Genomic DNA, 20,680 nt, shown 5'->3' on the forward strand with positions numbered 1-20,680 from the left:
CCCAAGGCTGCACTAACCCGCTAACCTGATGATCCGTCGCCTAAAGGCGAGGGGTTTACGGATCCCCTACCGGGAACTCCAAAACACCGGCTCGACATACCCACACGAAAATAGTTGACCCAGCCACGCAGTATCGGGTTGATGATACCGATAATCCGACTGATTGGCTGAGGCTGGAAACGCCTGAAAATTCCTTTCAGCTTCTGTGTCAGCGACTTCCTAGACTTCATTGTTGGCATGAACTGCACACCAACCTTGCCATTGCGCGTCATAGCGCGACGGAAGTGAAAACCAAGAAAGCTGAACACACCGCCAGCAGACAAATCCACCACTTTCGTTTTTTCAGTATTGAGTTCAACACCCACTTTCTGAAATTCCTGACCTGACCGGAATGAGTGATGAATTTCGCCAAGGCATGCCTTTCACCACTGCCCAGCAGAAATTCAGGCAGCGCACATCGCAGCGCCATACCAACCACACGTTCGGAAGGTGCGACGTGTGTTCGTACTGTGCGCAGCCAAGAGCCAGAGCCTCGCCACACCCGCTGCTCCTCGGTGACTGACAGATACTGCATCAGGCCTTGAGCAATGAGACCGGCCTGCACTTGTACGTGATAAGCCTTGACTTTGCGATGCACATGATCTCGATAAACCTTCGGTTTTTTGTGTAAATACTGATCACCCTGGCGACGACGTAGGGGTTGCATGTCCTGCATCCAGAGGTGATAGCTGTAAGTGCCAACCACGCCTTTGGCTTGCTTGAAGCCATGCTCGATTTTGAAGCGCAGTCCATAGAGCTCAATAATCTCCAGTGCGTTCAAGCTCAGATCCGTGGACATCAGCAGGCAATGACCGCGCTTGGGATATTCCACAATGACGAAGCGGACTAATCGCCCCGCAGGCTTCCAGAGCAAATCGCGCGTACGGTACTTGATCATGACTTCATGGTCGCCATAAACGGGACTGGGTGCCCTTGTGGAATGGACCCGGTTTGTGACGTATCGAGGCCAATGGCATCCGCTCGCCGTACTTGGCTGGACGGCCACGTTTTCGACGCTGGCAGGGTTTGGGTATTTTGTAACCGACCGCGTTGTTCTTGATCCGAGTCACCAGATGATTGCCCTCGTTAACCAGACCTTTGATGATCTTCTGGTTGGCGTAAAAGGCATCGGCGACAAAGTAGAACGATGAGGCCATGTCGATGCTCTGCAGCAGGCTGATCATCTTGTCATGCTGGGTTCGGGTGTCTCGGTTGGAGGTCACGATACCTTCATGAATGCGACTGACCAAAGGGTAAGCGTCCTTAAATCAGCGTTATTGACTAGCGGTCTCGCGCGCGCGACCCTGTGCGCACTATCAGAAAGAGCCAGAACCCGATGCTCACTATCGATTTCATTGCCCTCCAGCGCCAACCAGGTAAAAGGGATTCATAGCGTGTGACGGCAGCAGACTCAACAAGCCTTGCTGACTACCTGCTGGCTACGGCAGTTGCGCTTTGACGTTCCAGGGCAGCAAGGCTTCGATGTCTTCGACCGTCTGCGCTGTGGCAATGTGTCTGCACAAATGCAGCACGTAGCCGTAAGGGTCCAAGCTGTTGGCCTTGGCACTCTCCACCAGGGTATAAAAGGTGGCACATGCATTTGCCCCTCCAGGTGTGTTACAGAACAGGAAGGCCTTGCGCCCAATCACGTAGGGTCGTATGGCATTCTCTGCCAGCACATTGCTGATGTGCAGTTGCCCATGCTCGCAGTAGACGATCAGCTTGTCCCACTGGTTGAGCGTGTAGCGGATAGCCTTGCCGGTCAGCGATTTGCGGGGCACCGTCGAGACATTGTCCTGCAACCACTCATGCAAGGCGTCCAGTTGTGGCACGGCATGCAGCTGTCGAAAGACTTTACGCTGTTCGTCGTTGAGCGCCTGTTCCTTCATCTGGCGCTCGAGCCTGTACAGCGTATTGATCATGCTGAGCGCCTCAGTACACTTGGGCACCTTGCCGGATTTTTTCGCCTTGTCGCTCAGCGCTTTCTCTGCCTCTTTGAACTTGCGCCGCGCATGGTCAAAGCAGCCCAGTAGCTTTACCTGGGTACCGCGCACAGCATACGGATAGGCAGAGTAGCCATCGCACTGCAAATAGCGACCTTCGAAGCCATCGAGCAACGACTTGGCGACCTCACCGTTTCGGGATTTGTCGTAGCGAAAAAGCACCACCGGTTTGTCCGGTGGTCCGCCTCGCAGCAACCACATCCATTTGTGGCCCTGCGGCTTCATACCAGGCTCTCTGAGCACCTGTAATCGCGTCTCATCGCATTGCAGATAGAAAGCGCTGAGCTGTGTCTCGTGCAACAGGTTGATCACGGGCTGGAGCTGCACGGCCAATCTGATAAGCCAGGCGGCCATAGTGGAGCGACCGATGCCGCCCCCATGGCGCCTGAGAATGCCTTCCAGACGATACAGCGGCAGGCCATCAGCGAACTTGGCAATGATGATATAGGCCAGCAAGCCGATACTGGTGATGCACTTGCCCAGCGGGTGGGGTACACGTTCTGCGGCAACGATTTGGCGCTTACCGTGATCGTCCAGGTAGACCGCCTTCTCTTGCAGGTATTCGATCACGCGCACCCTGGCAGGCGTGATGTCCAGCTCTTCCTTGACCGACTCGAAGAAGGTCGACACGGCCCCCTCGCGTTGCTCATCGCTCAGGTAGGTGCGATGTTGCTCGCGAGGGATGGCCGGGTTGAGCCCCTTTTTGCGATTGGACCGTTTCTTGGGTTTGATCGGGGCCGGGTCTTCTTCCGGAGCATCCGTCATCTCGTCAATCGAATCGGGATCGATGAATAAATCAGGTTGCAACGGATTAGTTTCGCTGCTGGGACCAAAACGCTGCACCCGGCTGAGCCGTAGCTGCTCTTCCAGAACAGCGATACGTGCCTGCTGCGAACTGATCACCTGCTGGTGCTTGTTGATCAGATCCTGTTGTTCAACAAGCGAGTCACTTTGCTGTGTCAGTTGGTTTTGCAGGGCAATGAAGCGCTCGACACGCAGCTCGCCGACGGGTAAAACCTCGTCACCGTGCTGTGCATTCTGCGCTGATTAAAAGCCCCATATCATGGCTTGTATTTTACCATAAGGAGTTATTAAAACGCTGTAAATACAGTATAAAACGGGAGTTCATCCGCCTATTTTTTCATTCGAAAGACTCATGCCACTGACTCGTATTGCAGGACGCTGTGTGGCTTCATCAGTGTCAGGTTATACCCACTGAGCAACCAGTTAAGCTGCTCACCGGTGAGCGTGATCAAGGTGTCCTCATCACTCGGCCAGTGAAACTTCTCACTCTCCAATGCCTTGTAATAGAGCACAAAGCCGTTGTCCTCCCAGAACAGGCATTTGATCTTGTCACACTGGCGGTTGCGGAATACAAATAAACTGCCACTGAAAGGGTTGATCCCCAGCTCGTGTTCGACCAGCACACTTAAGCCACGGTACCCGAGTCTGAAATCTACGGGATCACGATAGACATAGACGCATTCAAGCTGCACATCGGGCCGTAAGCTGTAACGCTTCATAGCTGCTTGAGCAACTGAAGTGCCACGGGCACATGCTGTTCGGTGATGCCGGTAATGACGACCCCGCTGGGCAATGTGATTTGAAGGCCGGTCGGCGTCTCCTGGTAATCACGGAGCACAACCGGCAACAATCGTGAGGTTCTGTTGCTGGGTATCGAGCGTGGCTCCGGGTCAGCACAGGCTGCGGGCTGTGAATCAAACTGGGAAAGCCAGTAGATCAACTGATGGTAGGTCAGTTGATGTTCGCGCAATAACGGGCCTTGCTTAACCCGCTATTGTTGCAGTCAATGACGTGCTGCTTCCAGAAAGATCGGCGTTCGGCAAGGGGCTTGAATGTAGACATGCTGTGGTGCTCCTGTTGTCGGTGCACACAGCTTCGCGCGTAGGGAAAGGGGAATCAATAACGCTGATTTGAAGTCGCTTACACCAAAGGGACCGCAAAGGCACTGGATCCGGCGTTAACCAGCAGTGATATCGCCTGATGCGAGTGGCCCATTATATAGTCAGCCTTGGTGTTCGAATCGCTGGATTGATGAAGCAATTTTACCGCTGGCATCCTGCGACCCTGCTTGGCAATCTTGATCCCATCGCCGAGCAGTACCAGCCGGTCATTGAAGCGAACCGGGTCAGGGAACAGCTCGCAGGCGCTGCGTGTCCATAACGAACTGAGCTGATCCAGGTCGATGGCTGTACTATGAATCGTGTGCAGCAGGTTAGAGTAAAGGGCGGGCTTCAACCCCAGTGCTCGTACAATACTGGTCACGCCCAGCAGGTCCCTGCGCACACACAGACCCGCTACGATCAGGGCGAACCAGAGGAACGGGCCTTGTAGGAGAAAGCAGGACGGAGCCGATAGAGGGCATCCCACCAGAGAGTCCAAAGTTCCATAGCACGCCTAAGCTTATATTGTCCTATAAGCGGCTATAGACCATAGTGAGCAGAATGCAAAGAATCAAACAGATTGACAAGCGAATTGAAAGAATCAAACGGGATCTGGAGCAGATCGATGAAATGCGCCCTGGTTCAATCTCAGTGCAGTATCGGTGCGCTGAGACCAAGAGCTACCCCTATCATCAGTTGAATTGGGTGATCGGTGCAAAAAAGCAATCCGAGTACGTGAGCAGAAAAAACCTGAAAACGTTAACGAGGCAAACCGAGAACTACAAAACCTTCAAAGCACTGTGTGCCGAATGGGTAGAGCTGGGCATCGAGCGATCAAAGCTGTCCATAAAGCTTGAACGGGAACGGCAGAAGAGCGCGTCATGAGAGGGTTGAATCACTCTGATTTCTGGCGGCTGTCTGGAACGGGAAACAGCGCTCAAACTTTCCACTCTTGAGATATCTTACTTACGTATTCTTTTCAGGGTCACTGAATCCGTTAGCGAACCCCACGACGCCGATGCTGCGCTCGCGCCGGCGATACGGGAAAAACATGGCCCTATCAGTACTTCTAGGTACGGTATTTGTGGTCGCGCTGCTGGTAGAAGGGCAAATGACAACACCGGGTGCAATCGCGTTTGGTGGCAGTATTGGTCTTGTTCCAGGGGCATACTTCTTCGGGCAACGAATCTTTAGTAAGTTGAGGCGCTGATTCGAATTGTTTGTCAGACAGTGTTTGATATAAGCAGCGGTACCCTTAGCCGAGCGCATCGTCATAGCTTATCAAGTACCACACCCGCCCTCCACATCCCCCACTCCATCAAATATCGAACTCCCTCCCGAACATTCATTCGGATCATAATCCGACGCATCAATCAGCACCGGACTCATACCCAACCCAGACTCCCCTTCCTCACATTCACCCAATACCGCCCCATCATCCTCAGATTCGCCCGGTACGCTCTGAGACCCATCAACCGGAACAGTAGTCGGGTCATCTTCTGTATCCGCCACCGGTGGCAAGTTAGCCATGACTATCTGCTCCTCCCACGCCTCTGACTGCATACGCACCGTGGCAACCGATTTGAGGGGAAATTGATTACGCAAGTAATAGCTGGCGTTATCAGGGTCTACCAACAGCATGGCTTTACTGATTAACGTATTGACAAAGGGCACCTTCAGATCAACGCCGTGGGTCACCTCGATTTTCAGCAGATTGGCGTCCCGCAGACTTAATCCGGATTCTGTGCCGACGGTGTGTTCTCGATGCCGCAAATGAGTATTGGGCAATACTCGCTGATTAAACTCCTGGCTGTCGATTCCCCAGTCTTCGAAGGCGGCACTGGTCGGGTTCAGCACTTTCATCCGCGTACTGCTTTTATCGAGCACCGCCAGTGATGATTTGGCCATCGCCACCATGGCACTCTGCGCACTGCCGTCACCGCCTTCAATGGGCGCAAGACGGATACCGAGCTCTTTTCGCATCAGCTCCAGTTGCGCATGGTTGGTGGCACCGGTACGTGCCGCTTCAAACGTTGCATAGTTCAACGTGGTTTTACCGTGATAGACCAGTGCGGCCTGCACCGTGGTCATGCCAATGAACATGACAATCGGCGCAATGATCACAAACTCTGCCAAGATCGCACCGTTCTGATGCTGCCGGAACCCTCTGGGGCTGTTAATGCTGGGTGAATGTGTGTGCAATTTCATATCGTATCCTTCCCTGGATTATTCAATTAGAGGCTGTGTACTTGTTGCTCCGCAAGCCTTTGCCGCCTACTGCAGCAGTTGTGTCAAAGTTTCAAGGCGATCCTCGACGGCCTGTCTGGACGGCTCGTTCCTGGCTAACGCTTCCAGTGCTTTCAAAGTGGCCAGCTGTGCACCCAGCAGATGTGCGGTGGATAAATTCAACCAGGGTTTGGACTGCCGAGCTTCATGCTGCAGGGAAGTTTCAAAAGCCTGTATGGCATGACTGTACTGTCCCTGCCGGGTCAGCGTATTCCCTAATCTGAACCAGGCATAGGCATCATTGGGCACTTGCTCGAGAACAACCCGATAGTGTGCCGATGCGCGCCCCCAGCGGCCAGCGGCATAAGCGGCATCGGCTTCATTCAACTCATTAACAAGCTGCTGAGACTGTGCATGGGTATTTGATTTGTTGTGCGCCGGAGTCAATACATCATCACTACCGAATGAAATAGCACAGGACTGCAGAGCCAAGATTGCCATCAGAGTGATCAAGCAGACAAACTGGCGATGCCAATAGAGGGCCTCAATACGGCTTATCCGGCTCACACCCACAGACCCTTGCTCGGAACAAATTTCTGCCCCACCTCCAGTCCGATTCGCACGGCAGTCCCGGCGGCCATCTCTACGGCAACCACGCCTTTCAAACATGACAGGCCACTGCGTGGACTGACGGTTGCCAGCTTGAGGATGATGCCGCTACTATCCATGAAAATCACATCAATGGGCTTGTTCAAGCCGAACGTATGAATGGCCTTGCAGGGACGAATAATCAAGGCATCAGTCGGACCCAGTGGCGGTACGCCATGCAGGCCCCGCAGGCGTCTGACAAAGGTATTGGCATCATAGGCATACAGCAAAGGGGCGCTGAGTCGTCGCAGTATGACTTTGTTTTCAAGAAACTGATTCTCCCATTTCGTCAGGTATCTACCTATCATCATGTTTTCTCATCCGTTGGTTCATCGATTGTCACTTCGGGCTGAATAATGTCATCGGCCACCACTTCAATACTTGAACGGGCACTGACGCCGCCGGTGAACGCAAAGACTTCACCTTGAAACGAGCACGACAGATTGACGCGCATCAATAACATGCGCGATCCGGTCCATTGATCTGTTTTCACTCGGGCAATATCCGCATCAAAACCACTGATATATTCGGACTCCTCATCGACGACACCATTGCTATTCAGGTCGTCATAAAGCTCAAGCGTTGACAGGCCCGTATAGGTATTTTCAGCAAAGTCGACATAGATGCTTAGTTCAGCATCACCGATGGGGGAACCATTACTGGTGCTCAATTGCAGGAGGATGGGAATATCCAGGTGATACTCTGAGTCGAACAGACACTGTCCTTCGGCATTACGCCGTTCGGTAATCTGGGTGGAATGTGTTTCCGGTGTCAGAGTGAGGTTGGCATCCACGGGAACCGTATCGTTGCTGCAACTGCTCAGCAATAAGGTTCCGCTCAGAAGCAAGGTAGTGCTCAGCCCCCGGAAACCCGACGCTCTCCAACCGCGCTTTGACGCTGTATTCTCTGACTTTTCACGGGGTTCGGTCTGCATGATTCCTGTCCTTGGAGTTGCGTCGGGTTTGAGGCTTGCGGTGCGGCCTGCTCAAATAGTGATGAATTGAAAATTCAATTAGGCCAAGAATAGGCCCATACCAGTGGTGCCCAGGTCACAATGCCTTCCTGCAAAGCCTTGCTGAGCAGGATGAAACCGATGACAAACCCGGTTGTCGGAAAGATGAACATGACCAAGGGCGCAAGCAACTTGACCGGGGCTTCCATGGCTTTCTTTTCAGCCAACTGAAAACGCTGGCTGCGTAGCTGCTGGGCTTGCGCTCTTAAAATGGGACCCAGACTGGAGCCGGTTTTCTCCGCCTGAATCAAGCCTGTCACTACATTGCCCACGGCAGAGTGCCCGGTTCGCTCCGCCAGATCACGCAAGGCATCCGCCCGTGTCTTGCCTGAGCGAATATCACGCAGCACTCGACTGAACTCGCGGCGCAGCGGTGTGTCGCTGGTTTTCTGTACAGCCTGAGTCAAGCCACCCGTCAGGTTGGTACCCGCCTCCACCGCCAGTGTGATGACATCCAGGTAGAACGGCAGGGTGCGCAAGATGGCGGTGGTCCGAGTGCGCGTCAATTCGCGTAGCCAGAGCTCGGGATAGAAGAACCCACCGATGCCCGCCATAAATCCCACGATATAGCTGGCGCCACCAATGTGCAGACCAGCAAAGGCGACCGTCAAACCAAAAAACAAGGCGGCCAGCAGTTTGGAGGCAAAGAACTGCTGTGCCGACAAGCTGTATTCCACGCCACCGCGCTTGAGTCTCGCCATGGTCAACTGGACTTGCGTCTCACTCATCCAATGTCCGGTGTAATGCACCAGTGCTTGAATCAATGGCCACATCAGCCGGAAACCCAATGCGGGTCGATCCAGAAAGTGACGATCTTCATCAGGTACATGATGAAAGAAGGAATAGGCCTGCCAAACAATGATGGCAACAAACCCGCCGAACAGCAGACTGATCAGAAGAACACTCATATATCTATATTCACGATTTTGCGAATGATCAAGCCACCAATACCCACCATGACAACGATGACCACCAGAAAGACCCACCCCAGTAGAGTGTTGAATATGGGTAGCGTGGCCTTGGGTTCGAAGTAGATCAGCGGCATGAGGATGGCGAATGGCAGTGCTGAGACCACCACGCCCTGCAGGCGACCTTGTGCGGTCAAGGCACCTACCTTGCCTTCCATTTCCAGTTTACGGCGGATCGTCTCCGATAAGCTCAACAGAATCTCAGCCAGATTGCCGCCAATATCATTGGCAATCAGAGCGGCGGATACCACCAGATCCATCTCTTCACTTTGTACGCGCTCTGCCAGGCTATCCAGGGCATCTTCCAGGCGGGCACCGACCCGTTGTTCTCGCAGCAGCAACGACAGCTCCTGCCCCAGAGGCCCTTTCTGCTCATCTACATAGGACTGCATTGCCATCGTGAAGGTAGAACCAGCACGCATGGCACCGGAGATCTGTGTCAGGGCATCCGGTAGTCCCTGGTTGATCTTGACTCGTCGCCGTTTGGCCAGTTGCGCAAACATCACTCGGGGCGCCATGAACAGGACAAGCATGGCAAGCGATGACAGAAACAGACCAAAACCTGCTACGAATAGAAACACCGGTATCAGAATAATGGCAGCGATATAGATAATCATCAGCTTGCGCGTATCAGTGAACAGGAACAGCTTGCGCATGTTCGATTCTGCCGAAACCGAGAGCCTTTCCGAATACTGATCAACCGCTTCGGTGGTGGTGCTCATGCAGAAGTAGGCCACGAACGAGATGCTGATGAACAATATCAACATGACCCCATAGAGCATCATCCCAAACCTCCTTCAGCACGTGACCTGAAGGCCGACAAATCCACTTCCATGCCTATACTGCGCAGCTCTTCGTAGAAAGTCGGGATAGCGCCGGTGGCCGAGAAATAACCACGTACCCGTCTTTGCTCATTGACGCCCTGTTGTTCAAAACGAAAGATGTCCTGAAGTTGTACGGTGCCGCTTTCCACCCCGACAACTTCGGTAATACGGGTAATTTTGCGCGAACCGCAGGGAAAACGTGTCTGCTGAATAATGAGATCGACCGCCGAGGCCACCTGCTCACGAATCGCTGTGACTGGCAGGTCCATACCCGCCATCAGAATCAGGACTTCCAGTCGCGACAACACATCACGAGGCGTATTTGCATGAATAGTGGTCAGAGACCCATCGTGTCCGGTGTTCATGGCCTGCAACATGTCAATGGCCTCGCCACCGCGGCACTCGCCCACCACAATTCGATCCGGGCGCATGCGCAGGGAATTTTTCACCAGATCGCGAATAGGCACAGCCCCCTTGCCCTCCAGATTGGAAGGTCTGGATTCTAGCGATACCAGGTTTGGCTGCACCAGCTTCAACTCCGCTGCATCCTCAATGGTGACGATACGATCCGTATCGGGAATGAAATTGGACAGCACGTTCAGCAAGGTGGTCTTGCCTGAACCGGTCCCGCCCGAAACAATGATGTTCTTGCGCATCTCCACACACACACGCAGAAAATCAACCATGGCCTGACTCACCGAATCGCAAGCCACCAGATCCGAGAATTGCAGGCGGTGCTTGGGAAATTTGCGAATAGTCAGACTCGGCCCCTTCAGAGCCAACGGTGGAATAATCGCATTGACTCGCGAGCCATCCTTGAGCCGTGCATCGACAATGGGACTGCTTTCATCGATACGCCTGCCCAGTGGGGTGATGATGCGTTCGATGACGGCAAACACGGTGGCATCGCTACTGAAGTGCGCGCTGGATCGCTCAAGTCGGCCTGCGCGTTCTACAAAAATCTCACGATAATTATTCACCATGATCTCAGTGACCGACTCATCACTCAAAAATTGCTCCAGTGGCCCAAGACCCACTGACTCATTCAGCACATTCTCACTCAGCTGCACCCGATCCAGCGAGTCGGGCAGTTGTGAGGACAGGCTGCGAATGATTTCACTGATTAATTGACTGGACTCGGTACGCAGCTGCTCATCGGACATGCGATTGACATCCTTGCGTCGCAGATCCATCTGGAACAGCAACTGCTCATGAATGATCCGGCCCCAATAGGCCAGGGCCTGATCAAATTTCTTGTCGTCTGCATCCTCAAGATTGGCTTGCGAAACTTCCTCGTTTTGTGCGCCGTTATCACTTGTAATACCAGCCCCTGCCTCTTCAAAGTCACCTACTGTCTGGCCTGCTGTTGAACTCTGCCCTGCAGAGGCGGGACTCATCTCCTGTCTGTCAAACCTTCTGGCAGCATTCGCTGAGGGTCCAGCGCTCTTGTCCTGAGAGGCATCGGCATCCTGGTGGGCATTGCCACCCTGAGAGGCATTCATTGAATTCAACTCGGCCTCATTACTACTCATCATTCGCACGCTGCGAAACGAGACACTGATATCACCCACTTCGATCTCATCCAGATCGGACAGCGGGCCATAGTCAACGATGCGCTCCCGGTTAATCCAGGTGCCACTCAGGCTGCCCAGATCGCGCAGATATACGCCATCCTGCTCAAGCCGCAGCTCGGCATGGCGTTTACTCATCAGGCGACTATCGATAATCAAATCATTGTTGCGGGCACTACCGACTGAGCAGTGGCTGCCCTTCGCCTGGAAGAGCTTGCGGCGGCTATTGCCCTGCTGATAATAGAAATCAAACATGGAGTGATCCTGTGCAAAATTAGGGGGCGTGAATTAATCAGGTATCCAATTTCAATCGAGAAGGGGTATCTGTTGACGTGCAAGCTCCACCCGCTCGTCAGAGGCATTCAGAATCTTTCGCTCACGAGGATTCATGAGCGTGCTGCTGGGTTCGACAATTTCTGGCGTGACGAATATCACCAGCTCACTGACGGCGTTCCTGGCATTCTGTGATCGAAACAGACCGCCAATAATGGGCAGATTGCCGATGCCCGGCAGCTTGTCGATATCCTTACTGCTCTCAGCGCTCATTAGTCCGGATATGACAATGGTCTCACCGGAGCGCACATTGACCTGTGTCTGAGCTTTGCGTGTCAGCAAGCCCGGAGCTCCCTGCACGCTGACGGCCGGGTCCAGCTGGCTGATTTCCGTTTCCACCAGGGTGCGAACATTGCCCTGTGCATCGATGCTGGGCGAGACGTTCAGCTTGATGCCGTATTCCTTGAACTGCACGACGGTCTGACCATTGGCCCCGACACTGGGGTAAGGCACTTCACCCCCAGCCAGAAACGAGGCCGTCCCACCACTGGTCGTGCTGAGCACCGGCTCTGCCAGGGTTGTGGCATCCCCTGTGGAAGCCATGAAATTGATACGCGATGTCAGGCTTGAGGCAATTCCGAAATAGGTGGAAAACGGTTGGACCGTGTTCGGTAAATCAGCGGCAAACCCTTCACTGGGCAAGCGGTACAGATTGTTGCCAATAGCATCTCCTGCAATGGCAAAGCCGGGCCCTGCCGTACTGTCGCTCCAGTCGATACCCAGCTTCCCCAGAGCACTCTTGCGAAACTCGATCATGCGCACATGCATCCGCACCATGGTCTCCATGCGAATACGGGTTTCCGGATCCGAGGTACTAACGCGAATGTTGAAATCGGATTGCGTCTGGTCGCTATGCCACAAACGTAGTGAAGTACTGCCTTCGCTTTGCGCAATGACAAGCAACTCGCCCGTTTTCAACACCTCGGCCCGGACGATATCGCCATTGCCCACAGCCACCCGAGTCACTTCAACCTGCCCCAGTACCTTGACTTCACCCGCGAACATATCAACGTTGATGGTGCTGACACTGGATGCGGCCAGTTGATTGCGACGTTGTTGCCGCGCCGCAGCCAACTGCGCCTCGGTTACTGGCAACACGCTCTCTTCACTATCATCCAGAGTGCGTGTTGGCGTTTCCATCAACACAGGCTCTGGTTTAAACGCCACTTTCTCCCTGATGGGCCGCTCTGTACGCACAAGCGGTAGTGTGAGTGGAGCGATTGCAGTGACCGCCTGCCAGGAGGAGTCCATTGGTTCCACTGGCAAGGAGTCGAGTGGTTCGACTGGTTGCGCCTTTGATCCACTGGTCACTTCAAACCAGCCATCGTTATCATCGGCATGCACGATCGGTCCGCTACTCAGCGCTAACACGGTTCCCATAAAAAACGACACCCACTGTCTGGCTGTTGTCCTCATCAGCTGCCTCCAATAATGTATTCAATACCGACTACTTTTTTGGCAACCTTTCGCTGCGGCTTGGAGCTGGGTTTGGCTGCCACCGGTTCTGGCCTGATGTTCAACAGTTCGGCAACCGTCATGGCAGCCTCACTCATCGGTGCTTCATCGTCGGGATTTCTCAACATGGCCGTCAGCTTCCCCACTTGTTGGGCCAGCGTGATTTTCTGACCATCCTTGGGCGTCACATGCACCGTAATGGTGGAGAAGCTGCGAGTGCTGCCTCCGGAGGATTTATCTACCATCGTCTGGATGCCGGTGGCGATCACATTCAAACGCTGAATCAGCGGGAATATCTGCTGATTAGCGCCAGAGCCAAAGCTGAGCAACAGATCGACCTTGTCCTGGGGTTGCAAAAAACCGGAGATGGAGTTGATTTCATCAACCTGCACGGTCATGGCTCGCAGCCCATCCTCAACCTTGCCACTGAAGGTCGGCGACAGGCCACCTTCCAGATGCGCCCAAAGCAGGGGGCGTCCTTCATCAATATCAAAATCGATCCGCTGACCAATGGCCACATCGTAGGTACTGCCATTAACGGCATTGGAGTCAGCGTACTTCTCTGGAATTTCACGCATGGAAAGATCATTAGCCAGCAATACCTCTCCGCGTACCATTTTGCGAACCGGCACAACCACTTGCACCATCGGTTCTGTCTTGTCCAGCTGCCCCTTGTAGTAGGACACCTGCTCTTCAATATATTGTTTGGAGTAGAAGACACCCCCACCGCCCAGTGCCAGCGCAAAACCGAACATCAGCAGCTGTTTTTTCGGACGTTTTCGCTCGCGCCCACCACGGGCTGGAATATCAATCATTGACTTTGTCTCGGCTAGGCCATTGTTTGAAGCTCATGGCAGGGAATACAGATAAGTGGTGTTCGCCTGGAACTGTCGAAGTGCACTCATCAGTGTCTCGACCAATGAACTACCCAGACCGGGCAATGGCAGAAACAACACGGTAACGACAACAAACGTCAGCACGGCATACTCAACACTGGTGGAACCGTTTTGCCGGTTGAAGGGCTGATGCAGCTCAGCCATGATCATCCACTTCATTCAAGACAACGAGGGTGCCGTCGCTGGCAGCATTACTGATGACGATTTCCATCTGTGCAGAATCCCGGTTCAGTAACAGGATTCTGCTGCCCTTATAGGTTTCACTGGACACCAGTGTCCAACCCTTCGCCTGCCAGTGTTTCTCAAACTGACGGGCCAGCGACTGCGCAGATTGCCGCGATGAATACACAGAAAGAACAGAGCTGCGTTTGCCATCTTGCGACTGTGTTGTCGACAGGCGTTCCAGGCCGGGCAAAGGTGTCTGTGATGACGGTGCCGAAGAGTCGGATTTGATTTGCATGGCGGACAGAAAACCACTGCTTTTGCCAGGATCTGAGAGCCTTAACTGCAAAACGATTTGAATATCACCCTGCAGGTGTCCGAGCATCAGCCATTCAGCCGTCCGATTCGCAAGCAGGCCGGGTCGCGGTCGATCGGGCCTCGTCAGGCCGGGCCTCGTCAGGCCTGGCGGCGACTTATCAGCTTCTGCCGGCCACAATTGATCGTAATAGGCAATAGTATCCTCGATGGATAATGAGGATTCATAAGTGGCCAGAGCCATCGCCTGCTGATTATGGACAACATCATCGCCGACGGATTGCACTTGCGCGCCAAAGGGTATGGAGACAGCTGCCAGTGTCTCGCCCACCGTACTTGCCAGTAGCGTCGATGAAAGACTCATCCATGCGACAAAGAATGACAGTGGCAGAATAATCTGGCTTGTTGCAGTTTTCATTGCGCATACTCCGGTAGAACGCTCATGTCGACATGCCCGAATGCTCCATCCAGTTGTTTGAGTTCCTTGAACATGGGCAACATGCCGACTTTGGAGACCATATCGCCTAGTGGCTGCAGCGCCGATGCCGGCACCAGGCTGCGCACACGTCGTCTGGCCTTGTCATCATTGGCTGCACTCCAGCCATCCACCAGAATCACAGATTTGCTGTGCAGACAGGCAAAGTTCCCTTCGTTGCCGCAGGCCTGATCGCTGGCCGCAAGCCAGTCATTTGCCTTGACCTGCACTCCGACACCGGCACGCAGCAGACCATTGGTACTCAAGCCCCAACTGTTGCCACTCAACCCATCCAGCAACTTCCCGGTATCGCCAACCGTCTGCCCGACTCGCATGGCGATGGAGGGGCTGCCCACACCTTTTTCGTCGGGCAGACCGCCTGCCGAACTCTCATCGATCACGATGTCGGTCTGGCCTTCCCAGCTTCGATCCGCTATTGACTCTGCATCGCCTGACTCTGCATCGCCCCAGAGACGGTTTGACGCAGGATCACTGGCAGCCGTCATGATGGGAGTATCGGCAGCACTGAAAAATCGCTCTTTGACAGCCCCGGTTCTGATCGCATTCTGACCTGACTGGGGATAGACCGTCGCCTCCCAGGCTGTATACCGCCCAGCCTGTTCACTGGTTTGTTTCAGATCAATCAGTTTGCCGATCATGACGATACCGAAGACAACCGGCAGCATGACCGTCATCAGAACCGCAGTCTCGATCAGAGCACTGCCTGCCTGCTTTGTGGCTAGCCTATTCATCGACATCATCCTCTTCTACCTCTTCCAGCCAGGGCACCGAGATTTCATCCTCATCAAGGCGCAGAAACTCCTCGACAAGGTAGTCCGCCTCCTTGCGCCTCATGACATAGATATCGCTGGATGAATTGACGATGTCCATGAGTTCGATGGCCAGTTGCTCTTTGAATTGAGCCCTGGCTTCGCGCTGTAGATCTCTTAGCGTCTGTTTTCGCCTGACATAGGTCTCATAGGTATCGCTAGCAGGATTCACGCTGGCCATCAGCAGTCCTGTCTCCCGAATCAGCTCTTCCAGTCGCTCCTCTTCGACACGCAGCTCTTCACCCAGCCGCTCGTAGATAATCTGGAACTCATCGATGATCGTCTGTCGAATGGCACGAAACTCTTCGGCTAATCTCTCGGCCATTTGTGTAGCCGTGGTGACCGCATCGATATAGGGCTGTGCAGCCTCTGTAGAGGCCAACTCCCCCAACTCATTTTCAGCCATCTGCGTCAGGTCATCTTCCAGCTCATCAACCGATTGAGCATGACCGCCCATCGAACTGGATATGGCCCCAGCCAGCATGTTCGCGACCTGATCGCGCAATGCCTCAATCAACTGTGCTTCGATCTCCTCTCTGAATTGATCCAGCCGGCTTGAGTCCAGAGCAGCTGCAATCGTCTCGAAATCAGACATGGCACCGGGATTGGAGATCAATGCCGTTGTCGCATCATCCAGCTCCCCGGTGCTCATGGGTAAATCCAACTCTGAGTAATCGACCAGCGTGCCGCTGTTATCAGGCAAACCATTACTGCTGCTGGTGGCATTGGGTGCACTGGCCGCACCGCCTCCGGGTCGTGCAGCCAGGGCCAGCAAACGATCAGCATTGGATATAGGGCTTAATCGGCTACCCCAATACGGGTTATAACCATTGGCTGGCTCCAGAGCTTGACCTGTCTTGCCAGCCAGGTCGGCATCTGCTCGCTTGTAGAAGACTTCAGCCACGCTGATGGAGCTGATGCGATCACCGGGCGTCTCGACGGGGGTAGTAAACTGGCGACGAAATCCGAGTGCATCCGAGTTCTGAACCTTGGCCGCCGGCAATGAGACCTCTACTTTGAGGTTCAATTGAGGCGTATCCTCAGCGATAGTATCCAGACTCAACGAGCGATACGCCTGCACGCCGGTGTAGTGACTCATGGCGGTACGAGACTCAGTGCCTTGTAGCGTGAGCTGACCAATATCTGCCAGATACTCGCCAGTACGATTGATCCCCAGGAATCTGGCGCAATCGCCCCGGTTCATTTCTCTTAATGTGTCACACGCACCTGGTTCCAGCGTGTCATCCGAATCTTCTGAATTGGCAAAAGCTTCCGCCCAGGCGATAGGCACCTCATAACGTTTAGTGCCCTTCCAGGTCCAGAAGCGGTTCTGCAGAGACATGGTGTCTTTAGCCTTCCATTCCCACTCTATGCCATCGGCGGTGTCCACGCGTATCAGCTTTGTCGCGCCTTCACGGCGCACCTGATGCCGCAACAAGGGTGAGGAATAGAACCAGAAATTGAAGAATTTCCAATTGCGTTCCCGGCTGAAATCATCACGGGACTCGTTGATCATCTGAGTGCGTTCATCCATGGCAGCCACATCGTCTTTTTCGAACCCGTCTGTGAATCCCTGCCACTGATTGAGATTGTTTGCCAGGCCCAGGCCACTGAAGGCGGTATTGATCGTAAAACGCGCATCCGTCTCTTTGACCACTGAACGGATAACATCTGGCGTTGCAACAAACGTACTGACAAACATGGCTTCCTGAGCCAGTGACAGTCCTCGATTGACGATATCAACGACACCCACCATGGCCTCGACAATGGGTGTCATGACAGCTTCAACCACTTCCAGGCCGCGCTGCAAACCTTCTGCGATGCCACTGGCAACCGGAACCGGTTTTAGAACGGTTGCAATATTTTCACTGGCGACAACCCCATAGGTAACCCAGGATTTGAGGCTGACCGCTTGCGCGATAGATACCTGATTGGCAACCATGGCACGGTTGGAATAGGACTGAAAATTGAGAGCTCGAGCTTGCCAGAGAGTCCCGCTGTAGGCTGCTGCATCAGCTGTATTGGCAAGCTTCATCTTGTCAGTCGCTACTTGCCCGGTATTGAACAAGACAAAAGCGCCCAACATCCCCACTGCCAGCATTGCCAATCCCAATGGCAGCACCTGTCCTTCCTGACGTTTGTACATCATTGCCTCCGATGCAATGAGATGAGAGTGGCTGAGGTGATTGACCCGCAACCGGGCCAATCACTTTCAGACAACGGGTACTAGCCGTAGACTCAGTTGTTGTAGTCTTTGAGCGTTACCTGCGCCTTGGCTTTCGTTTCAGCCGCCTTGAGGTTTGTATTGACAATCGCCTCTCTGTCAATTGCGGCTCCACCGACCAAGTCAGTGCCCAGGGACAGGAAACTCGCTTTGACGCTTGAACCGAATGCGCTCACAGCGACAATGGATGCCACGGCGATCAAGGCCACGATGATTATATATTCGGTCAGTCCTTGTCCCTTTATACGTCGTGCCGAAAATGACTGCGAAAGCGGGTTTGATGTATTTTTACTGGTTTTCATAAGTTTTCCTTTTGCATATGCAATATAAAAATTGTTGTGATGTTGTTTCCTACAGGTAGGTATCGGGTGTGTTTTTTCGTATCGCATGCTCCTTCATGTGGATATGATTCACGTCCAGGTGCTTATTCGATATAAACACCAATGGGAATTGCAGGATTCATCAGCTCTTCGATGCTGACACTGCGATAGTCTGAGGGTGGCTGGAAGTTGTGCGGACGGGTTTCACGTTCGCGCACGTCAGTCAATTCGCTCACATAGCCATCAAGGGTACTTGAGCGCACAACAACACCCAGAGTTGGTGAGAACCACTGTTCTTCGACGGCTTCGCCCTGGTAACTACATGTCCAGCGCTGAACGATGCGCCCTTGCCAAAGATCCCTTTCACCTTGCTTCCCTTCCATGCCATTACACGGTGAAAACTGCAGAAAACCAGCTGAATTTCCCATAACCGGCTGCGAGGATGAGGATTCAAATTCATCCTTGGAAATAGTGACAGGCAAGGTGTGAAGCAGTTGGCGATGCTGATCGACAAACCAGAACTTGTCCTCAGCAAAGTTTGCAATGAATATATTGCCTGAACCACCCTTGTCTTGTTCAACTCTCACACCATGGCCGCTATACAGCACCTGAGCCTCGCTCAGCAACGTCTGTGAGGGCTGGTGGTGATGACGATAGAGTGCCGAGAACGATGGATGTGTCGGTGACAGATTGATTTTCTCATTAGAAGATGATGATAAATCTGGCTTGATCAGCTCCGCAGACCGAAGATCGGTCAATGCAGACTTTGATGCATTATCGGTCACGCTTGATCCAGAAGCCTGACCTGCATGAGCCAGAAAAATGAAACTGGCGGATACAACAGCACTTATGTATTTCTTCACCATGACGATCCATGTCAGTGACAGTTCACAAAACGTTAACCGAGCGTCCTAGGTCAAGTCAACACTAATTTCAGTAGCTCTCATCACGCACTGTATGCCTGAACGGGTGTGATTAACAAAACGCTTGCTGAAATCTGACTATCAACCTAATCTTGCCTTGAATAAACAAAAGGCATGATGCCTTTTGCGATAGCCCTACTCGCTGCATCACATTCAGCATCACACATTCAAGGATCGAATGATGAGTCAAAGCCTGACAGGTATTAACGATAGTCGCACCCGACACGCGAACCCATTTACACAACAAGGGCCAGGTCGCTCTCGAATATCACACCGATATTTACTGCCTATTTTGTCCTCCGCCGTCTTGACAACATCCCTGTCGGCAACAAGTCACTCAGGGCAGGACGATAACGCAGAACCTCGCCTGTATTCTGCTATTCGTGCATCACCGGTGTTGCTCTATTCCAGTGCCACTCCTGCCACTTGTTCACCCGGCTGCATCACCGTCACCGATTACCAGAGCGAGAGCACGCCTCTGACGTTCTCCCGTTCGTATAATCCTTCTGTGTTGACACCAGAAAACAGCCCTCCACGCTGGCGACATCGCTATGAGATTCGTCTGACTCAAGCGGGCAATGACCGTATCGTCTTTGATCACCACGGCAATCGTCATCGCTTCACCCCAAACCCGGATGGAAGCTATAAACCAACCCGTAAAACTGACGGTGAACTACAGCTGAAAGACGGTCAATACCGTTGGACGGACGAACATGAAATACAACACCGGTTCTACGGATCATTACCAACTTCACTACATTTTCCTGACCAACAGACACTTACCTTGCACTACCAGCAAGGCCAGCTGGCCTTTGTCAGCGATGATAAAAACAGACACATGGAAATCGTCCATGACCGTGACGATGTCTCCTTCATCGTACCCTCCGGCGAACAGCTGTTCAGCAAGATCAGTGATCCTTGCCCCCCTCTCCCGCCACCCACTGACCCCACTGACCCCATCGAACGATGCGACACCGAAGCGAACCCCGTTCCCGGTTTTCTGGATATCCAGAGCGGAGCCGGCGTATCAACACTCGACGCCCGACCCGCCTCCTGTCAAAGCTACTTCGTCGAATTCTATGGCACCTTGCGGGGTGAGGAAATTGAATCAGGGCTAGAGGAGCATCCGCCTTATGCGGCCATGGTGCCGACCAACCGCTCCTTCCCCATCATTGATTTCATCAATGGTGATGAGCTGATTGTGGTTCGCAGTCGAGATCTTGGCAGTCCCAGCTACAACAATCCTGACTCACCCGATGCCTTGTACGATCGTCTGCTACGGGATGCTCAGCAGATCCAGACGCAATTTCTTGACCCGCTGGAAGCCGATGGTTCTGTGTCGGGCACGGAGAATGGTCGAACCACCCATATAAGCTACGGTGAGCAACAGCAAGTGACACTGCACCTGCTGGTTCGCCAGGATATGGCCAGTCCAGCTCACTGGCAACAGATAGAAAGTGCCCGCCTCGCTCTGGCTGAACGTTACGGGATCAGCCTGCAAGTAGTCATCATTCCTTGAGACGCGGCGCCCCTTCCTGGGCTTTCAATGAAA

The 20,680-nt window shown here is 53.4% G+C and carries 24 protein-coding genes; 2 read left to right on the forward strand and 22 right to left on the reverse strand.

What is annotated here, in order from left to right; all coding sequences use genetic code 11:
- Nucleotides 1-20 precede the first annotated feature (20 nt).
- From IMCC3135_RS35640 to IMCC3135_RS22570, 7 genes are all read right to left on the reverse strand, one after another.
- Nucleotides 21-272 (reverse strand): group II intron maturase-specific domain-containing protein, encoded by a 252-nt coding sequence (locus tag IMCC3135_RS35640; protein ID WP_088919638.1) that lies wholly within the window; start codon nt 270-272, stop codon nt 21-23.
- Complete coding sequence (locus IMCC3135_RS22545) at nt 269-937, reverse strand: hypothetical protein (protein ID WP_088919639.1); 669 nt, start codon at nt 935-937, stop codon at nt 269-271. Before IMCC3135_RS22545 ends, IMCC3135_RS35640 begins: the two co-directional genes overlap by 4 nt.
- Nucleotides 938-941: 4 nt before the next feature.
- On the reverse strand, nt 942-1,289 hold the full coding sequence (locus tag IMCC3135_RS22550; RefSeq protein ID WP_088919640.1) for a transposase: 348 nt from the start codon (nt 1,287-1,289) through the stop codon (nt 942-944).
- Between the two features lie 189 nt (nt 1,290-1,478).
- Nucleotides 1,479-2,945, reverse strand: a complete 1,467-nt coding sequence (gene tnpC / locus IMCC3135_RS22555; RefSeq protein WP_205737671.1) for an IS66 family transposase — start codon at nt 2,943-2,945, stop codon at nt 1,479-1,481.
- A 251-nt stretch (nt 2,946-3,196) separates the two neighbouring features.
- Nucleotides 3,197-3,565: an IS66 family insertion sequence element accessory protein TnpB gene (gene tnpB / locus IMCC3135_RS22560; RefSeq protein WP_088919642.1), complete on the reverse strand. Its 369-nt coding sequence runs from the start codon at nt 3,563-3,565 to the stop codon at nt 3,197-3,199.
- Nucleotides 3,562-3,816, reverse strand: coding sequence for an IS66 family insertion sequence element accessory protein TnpA (tnpA, locus tag IMCC3135_RS22565; RefSeq protein ID WP_088919643.1), 255 nt, complete (start codon nt 3,814-3,816; stop codon nt 3,562-3,564). The genes tnpB and tnpA overlap by 4 nt, the downstream gene beginning before the upstream one ends.
- 170 nt (nt 3,817-3,986) lie before the next feature.
- A complete protein-coding gene (locus tag IMCC3135_RS22570) occupies nt 3,987-4,328 on the reverse strand; it encodes a hypothetical protein (RefSeq protein ID WP_169727513.1) in 342 nt (113 codons plus the stop codon).
- Nucleotides 4,329-4,507: 179 nt separating this feature from the next.
- Here IMCC3135_RS22570 and IMCC3135_RS22575 point away from each other — a divergent pair, with 179 nt between their 5' ends.
- Entirely contained in the window at nt 4,508-4,831 is a 324-nt protein-coding gene (locus IMCC3135_RS22575) for a DUF6788 family protein (RefSeq protein ID WP_088919645.1), read from the forward strand.
- 396 nt (nt 4,832-5,227) lie between these two features.
- On the opposite strand, the gene IMCC3135_RS22580 is transcribed toward IMCC3135_RS22575, so the two are convergent.
- The 15 genes from IMCC3135_RS22580 to IMCC3135_RS22650 all read right to left on the reverse strand — a co-directional run bounded on the left by IMCC3135_RS22580 (nt 5,228) and on the right by IMCC3135_RS22650 (nt 19,071).
- Nucleotides 5,228-6,154 (reverse strand): TadE/TadG family type IV pilus assembly protein, encoded by a 927-nt coding sequence (locus tag IMCC3135_RS22580; protein ID WP_088919646.1) that lies wholly within the window; start codon nt 6,152-6,154, stop codon nt 5,228-5,230.
- Nucleotides 6,155-6,220: 66 nt separating this feature from the next.
- Nucleotides 6,221-6,673 (reverse strand): tetratricopeptide repeat protein, encoded by a 453-nt coding sequence (locus IMCC3135_RS22585; RefSeq protein ID WP_157736208.1) that lies wholly within the window; start codon nt 6,671-6,673, stop codon nt 6,221-6,223.
- Nucleotides 6,674-6,735: 62 nt separating this feature from the next.
- Nucleotides 6,736-7,131, reverse strand: coding sequence for a DUF192 domain-containing protein (locus tag IMCC3135_RS22590; RefSeq protein WP_088919648.1), 396 nt, complete (start codon nt 7,129-7,131; stop codon nt 6,736-6,738).
- Nucleotides 7,128-7,754 carry a hypothetical protein gene (locus tag IMCC3135_RS22595; RefSeq protein WP_088919649.1) on the reverse strand — a complete coding sequence of 209 codons (627 nt, stop codon included), beginning with the start codon at nt 7,752-7,754 and terminating at the stop codon, nt 7,128-7,130. The genes IMCC3135_RS22590 and IMCC3135_RS22595 overlap by 4 nt, the downstream gene beginning before the upstream one ends.
- Before the next feature lie 74 nt (nt 7,755-7,828).
- Nucleotides 7,829-8,740: a type II secretion system F family protein gene (locus IMCC3135_RS22600; RefSeq protein WP_088919650.1), complete on the reverse strand. Its 912-nt coding sequence runs from the start codon at nt 8,738-8,740 to the stop codon at nt 7,829-7,831.
- Nucleotides 8,737-9,585, reverse strand: coding sequence for a type II secretion system F family protein (locus IMCC3135_RS22605; RefSeq protein WP_088919651.1), 849 nt, complete (start codon nt 9,583-9,585; stop codon nt 8,737-8,739). The genes IMCC3135_RS22600 and IMCC3135_RS22605 overlap by 4 nt, the downstream gene beginning before the upstream one ends.
- The gene (locus IMCC3135_RS22610) at nt 9,582-11,450 is read right to left on the reverse strand and encodes an ATPase, T2SS/T4P/T4SS family (protein WP_088919652.1); all 1,869 of its coding nucleotides are present in this window, start codon (nt 11,448-11,450) and stop codon (nt 9,582-9,584) included. The genes IMCC3135_RS22605 and IMCC3135_RS22610 overlap by 4 nt, the downstream gene beginning before the upstream one ends.
- Before the next feature lie 51 nt (nt 11,451-11,501).
- Entirely contained in the window at nt 11,502-12,944 is a 1,443-nt protein-coding gene (locus IMCC3135_RS22615) for a type II and III secretion system protein family protein (protein ID WP_088919653.1), read from the reverse strand.
- On the reverse strand, nt 12,944-13,798 hold the full coding sequence (gene cpaB / locus IMCC3135_RS22620) for a Flp pilus assembly protein CpaB (RefSeq protein ID WP_088919654.1): 855 nt from the start codon (nt 13,796-13,798) through the stop codon (nt 12,944-12,946). Before cpaB ends, IMCC3135_RS22615 begins: the two co-directional genes overlap by 1 nt.
- A gap of 33 nt (nt 13,799-13,831) precedes the next feature.
- Nucleotides 13,832-14,023, reverse strand: coding sequence for a hypothetical protein (locus IMCC3135_RS22625; RefSeq protein WP_157736209.1), 192 nt, complete (start codon nt 14,021-14,023; stop codon nt 13,832-13,834).
- On the reverse strand, nt 14,016-14,774 hold the full coding sequence (locus IMCC3135_RS22630) for a hypothetical protein (protein ID WP_088919656.1): 759 nt from the start codon (nt 14,772-14,774) through the stop codon (nt 14,016-14,018). The genes IMCC3135_RS22625 and IMCC3135_RS22630 overlap by 8 nt, the downstream gene beginning before the upstream one ends.
- Nucleotides 14,771-15,583: a TadE/TadG family type IV pilus assembly protein gene (locus IMCC3135_RS22635; protein WP_088919657.1), complete on the reverse strand. Its 813-nt coding sequence runs from the start codon at nt 15,581-15,583 to the stop codon at nt 14,771-14,773. Before IMCC3135_RS22635 ends, IMCC3135_RS22630 begins: the two co-directional genes overlap by 4 nt.
- Nucleotides 15,576-17,810 (reverse strand): Tad domain-containing protein, encoded by a 2,235-nt coding sequence (locus IMCC3135_RS22640; protein WP_088919658.1) that lies wholly within the window; start codon nt 17,808-17,810, stop codon nt 15,576-15,578. Before IMCC3135_RS22640 ends, IMCC3135_RS22635 begins: the two co-directional genes overlap by 8 nt.
- 89 nt (nt 17,811-17,899) lie before the next feature.
- Entirely contained in the window at nt 17,900-18,187 is a 288-nt protein-coding gene (locus tag IMCC3135_RS22645) for a Flp family type IVb pilin (RefSeq protein WP_088919659.1), read from the reverse strand.
- A 122-nt stretch (nt 18,188-18,309) separates the two neighbouring features.
- Nucleotides 18,310-19,071, reverse strand: a complete 762-nt coding sequence (locus IMCC3135_RS22650; protein ID WP_088919660.1) for a hypothetical protein — start codon at nt 19,069-19,071, stop codon at nt 18,310-18,312.
- Between the two features lie 364 nt (nt 19,072-19,435).
- Here IMCC3135_RS22650 and IMCC3135_RS22655 point away from each other — a divergent pair, with 364 nt between their 5' ends.
- A complete protein-coding gene (locus tag IMCC3135_RS22655) occupies nt 19,436-20,647 on the forward strand; it encodes a hypothetical protein (protein WP_157736210.1) in 1,212 nt (403 codons plus the stop codon).
- The last annotated feature ends 33 nt before the right edge of the window (nt 20,648-20,680 follow it).

This window comes from Granulosicoccus antarcticus IMCC3135 (assembly GCF_002215215.1).
GTDB classification, from domain to species: domain Bacteria; phylum Pseudomonadota; class Gammaproteobacteria; order Granulosicoccales; family Granulosicoccaceae; genus Granulosicoccus; species Granulosicoccus antarcticus.

Bases quoted from the DNA above. Each gene is read 5' to 3' on its own strand.
- IMCC3135_RS22545 (WP_088919639.1), bottom strand. From the start codon at position 937: ATGATCAAGTACCGTACGCGCGATTTGCTCTGGAAGCCTGCGGGGCGA.
- IMCC3135_RS22625 (WP_157736209.1), bottom strand. From the start codon at position 14,023: ATGGCTGAGCTGCATCAGCCCTTCAACCGGCAAAACGGTTCCACCAGT.
- IMCC3135_RS22615 (WP_088919653.1), bottom strand. From the start codon at position 12,944: ATGAGGACAACAGCCAGACAGTGGGTGTCGTTTTTTATGGGAACCGTG.
- IMCC3135_RS22585 (WP_157736208.1), bottom strand. From the start codon at position 6,673: ATGGCAATCTTGGCTCTGCAGTCCTGTGCTATTTCATTCGGTAGTGAT.
- IMCC3135_RS22650 (WP_088919660.1), bottom strand. From the start codon at position 19,071: ATGGTGAAGAAATACATAAGTGCTGTTGTATCCGCCAGTTTCATTTTT.
- IMCC3135_RS35640 (WP_088919638.1), bottom strand. From the start codon at position 272: ATGACGCGCAATGGCAAGGTTGGTGTGCAGTTCATGCCAACAATGAAG.
- IMCC3135_RS22580 (WP_088919646.1), bottom strand. From the start codon at position 6,154: ATGAAATTGCACACACATTCACCCAGCATTAACAGCCCCAGAGGGTTC.
- IMCC3135_RS22605 (WP_088919651.1), bottom strand. From the start codon at position 9,585: ATGATGCTCTATGGGGTCATGTTGATATTGTTCATCAGCATCTCGTTC.
- tnpB (WP_088919642.1), bottom strand. From the start codon at position 3,565: ATGAAGCGTTACAGCTTACGGCCCGATGTGCAGCTTGAATGCGTCTAT.
- IMCC3135_RS22640 (WP_088919658.1), bottom strand. From the start codon at position 17,810: ATGATGTACAAACGTCAGGAAGGACAGGTGCTGCCATTGGGATTGGCA.
- IMCC3135_RS22635 (WP_088919657.1), bottom strand. From the start codon at position 15,583: ATGAATAGGCTAGCCACAAAGCAGGCAGGCAGTGCTCTGATCGAGACT.
- IMCC3135_RS22600 (WP_088919650.1), bottom strand. From the start codon at position 8,740: ATGAGTGTTCTTCTGATCAGTCTGCTGTTCGGCGGGTTTGTTGCCATC.
- IMCC3135_RS22590 (WP_088919648.1), bottom strand. From the start codon at position 7,131: ATGATGATAGGTAGATACCTGACGAAATGGGAGAATCAGTTTCTTGAA.
- IMCC3135_RS22645 (WP_088919659.1), bottom strand. From the start codon at position 18,187: ATGAAAACCAGTAAAAATACATCAAACCCGCTTTCGCAGTCATTTTCG.
- IMCC3135_RS22610 (WP_088919652.1), bottom strand. From the start codon at position 11,450: ATGTTTGATTTCTATTATCAGCAGGGCAATAGCCGCCGCAAGCTCTTC.
- IMCC3135_RS22595 (WP_088919649.1), bottom strand. From the start codon at position 7,754: ATGCAGACCGAACCCCGTGAAAAGTCAGAGAATACAGCGTCAAAGCGC.
- cpaB (WP_088919654.1), bottom strand. From the start codon at position 13,798: ATGATTGATATTCCAGCCCGTGGTGGGCGCGAGCGAAAACGTCCGAAA.
- IMCC3135_RS22630 (WP_088919656.1), bottom strand. From the start codon at position 14,774: ATGAAAACTGCAACAAGCCAGATTATTCTGCCACTGTCATTCTTTGTC.
- IMCC3135_RS22575 (WP_088919645.1), top strand. From the start codon at position 4,508: ATGCAAAGAATCAAACAGATTGACAAGCGAATTGAAAGAATCAAACGG.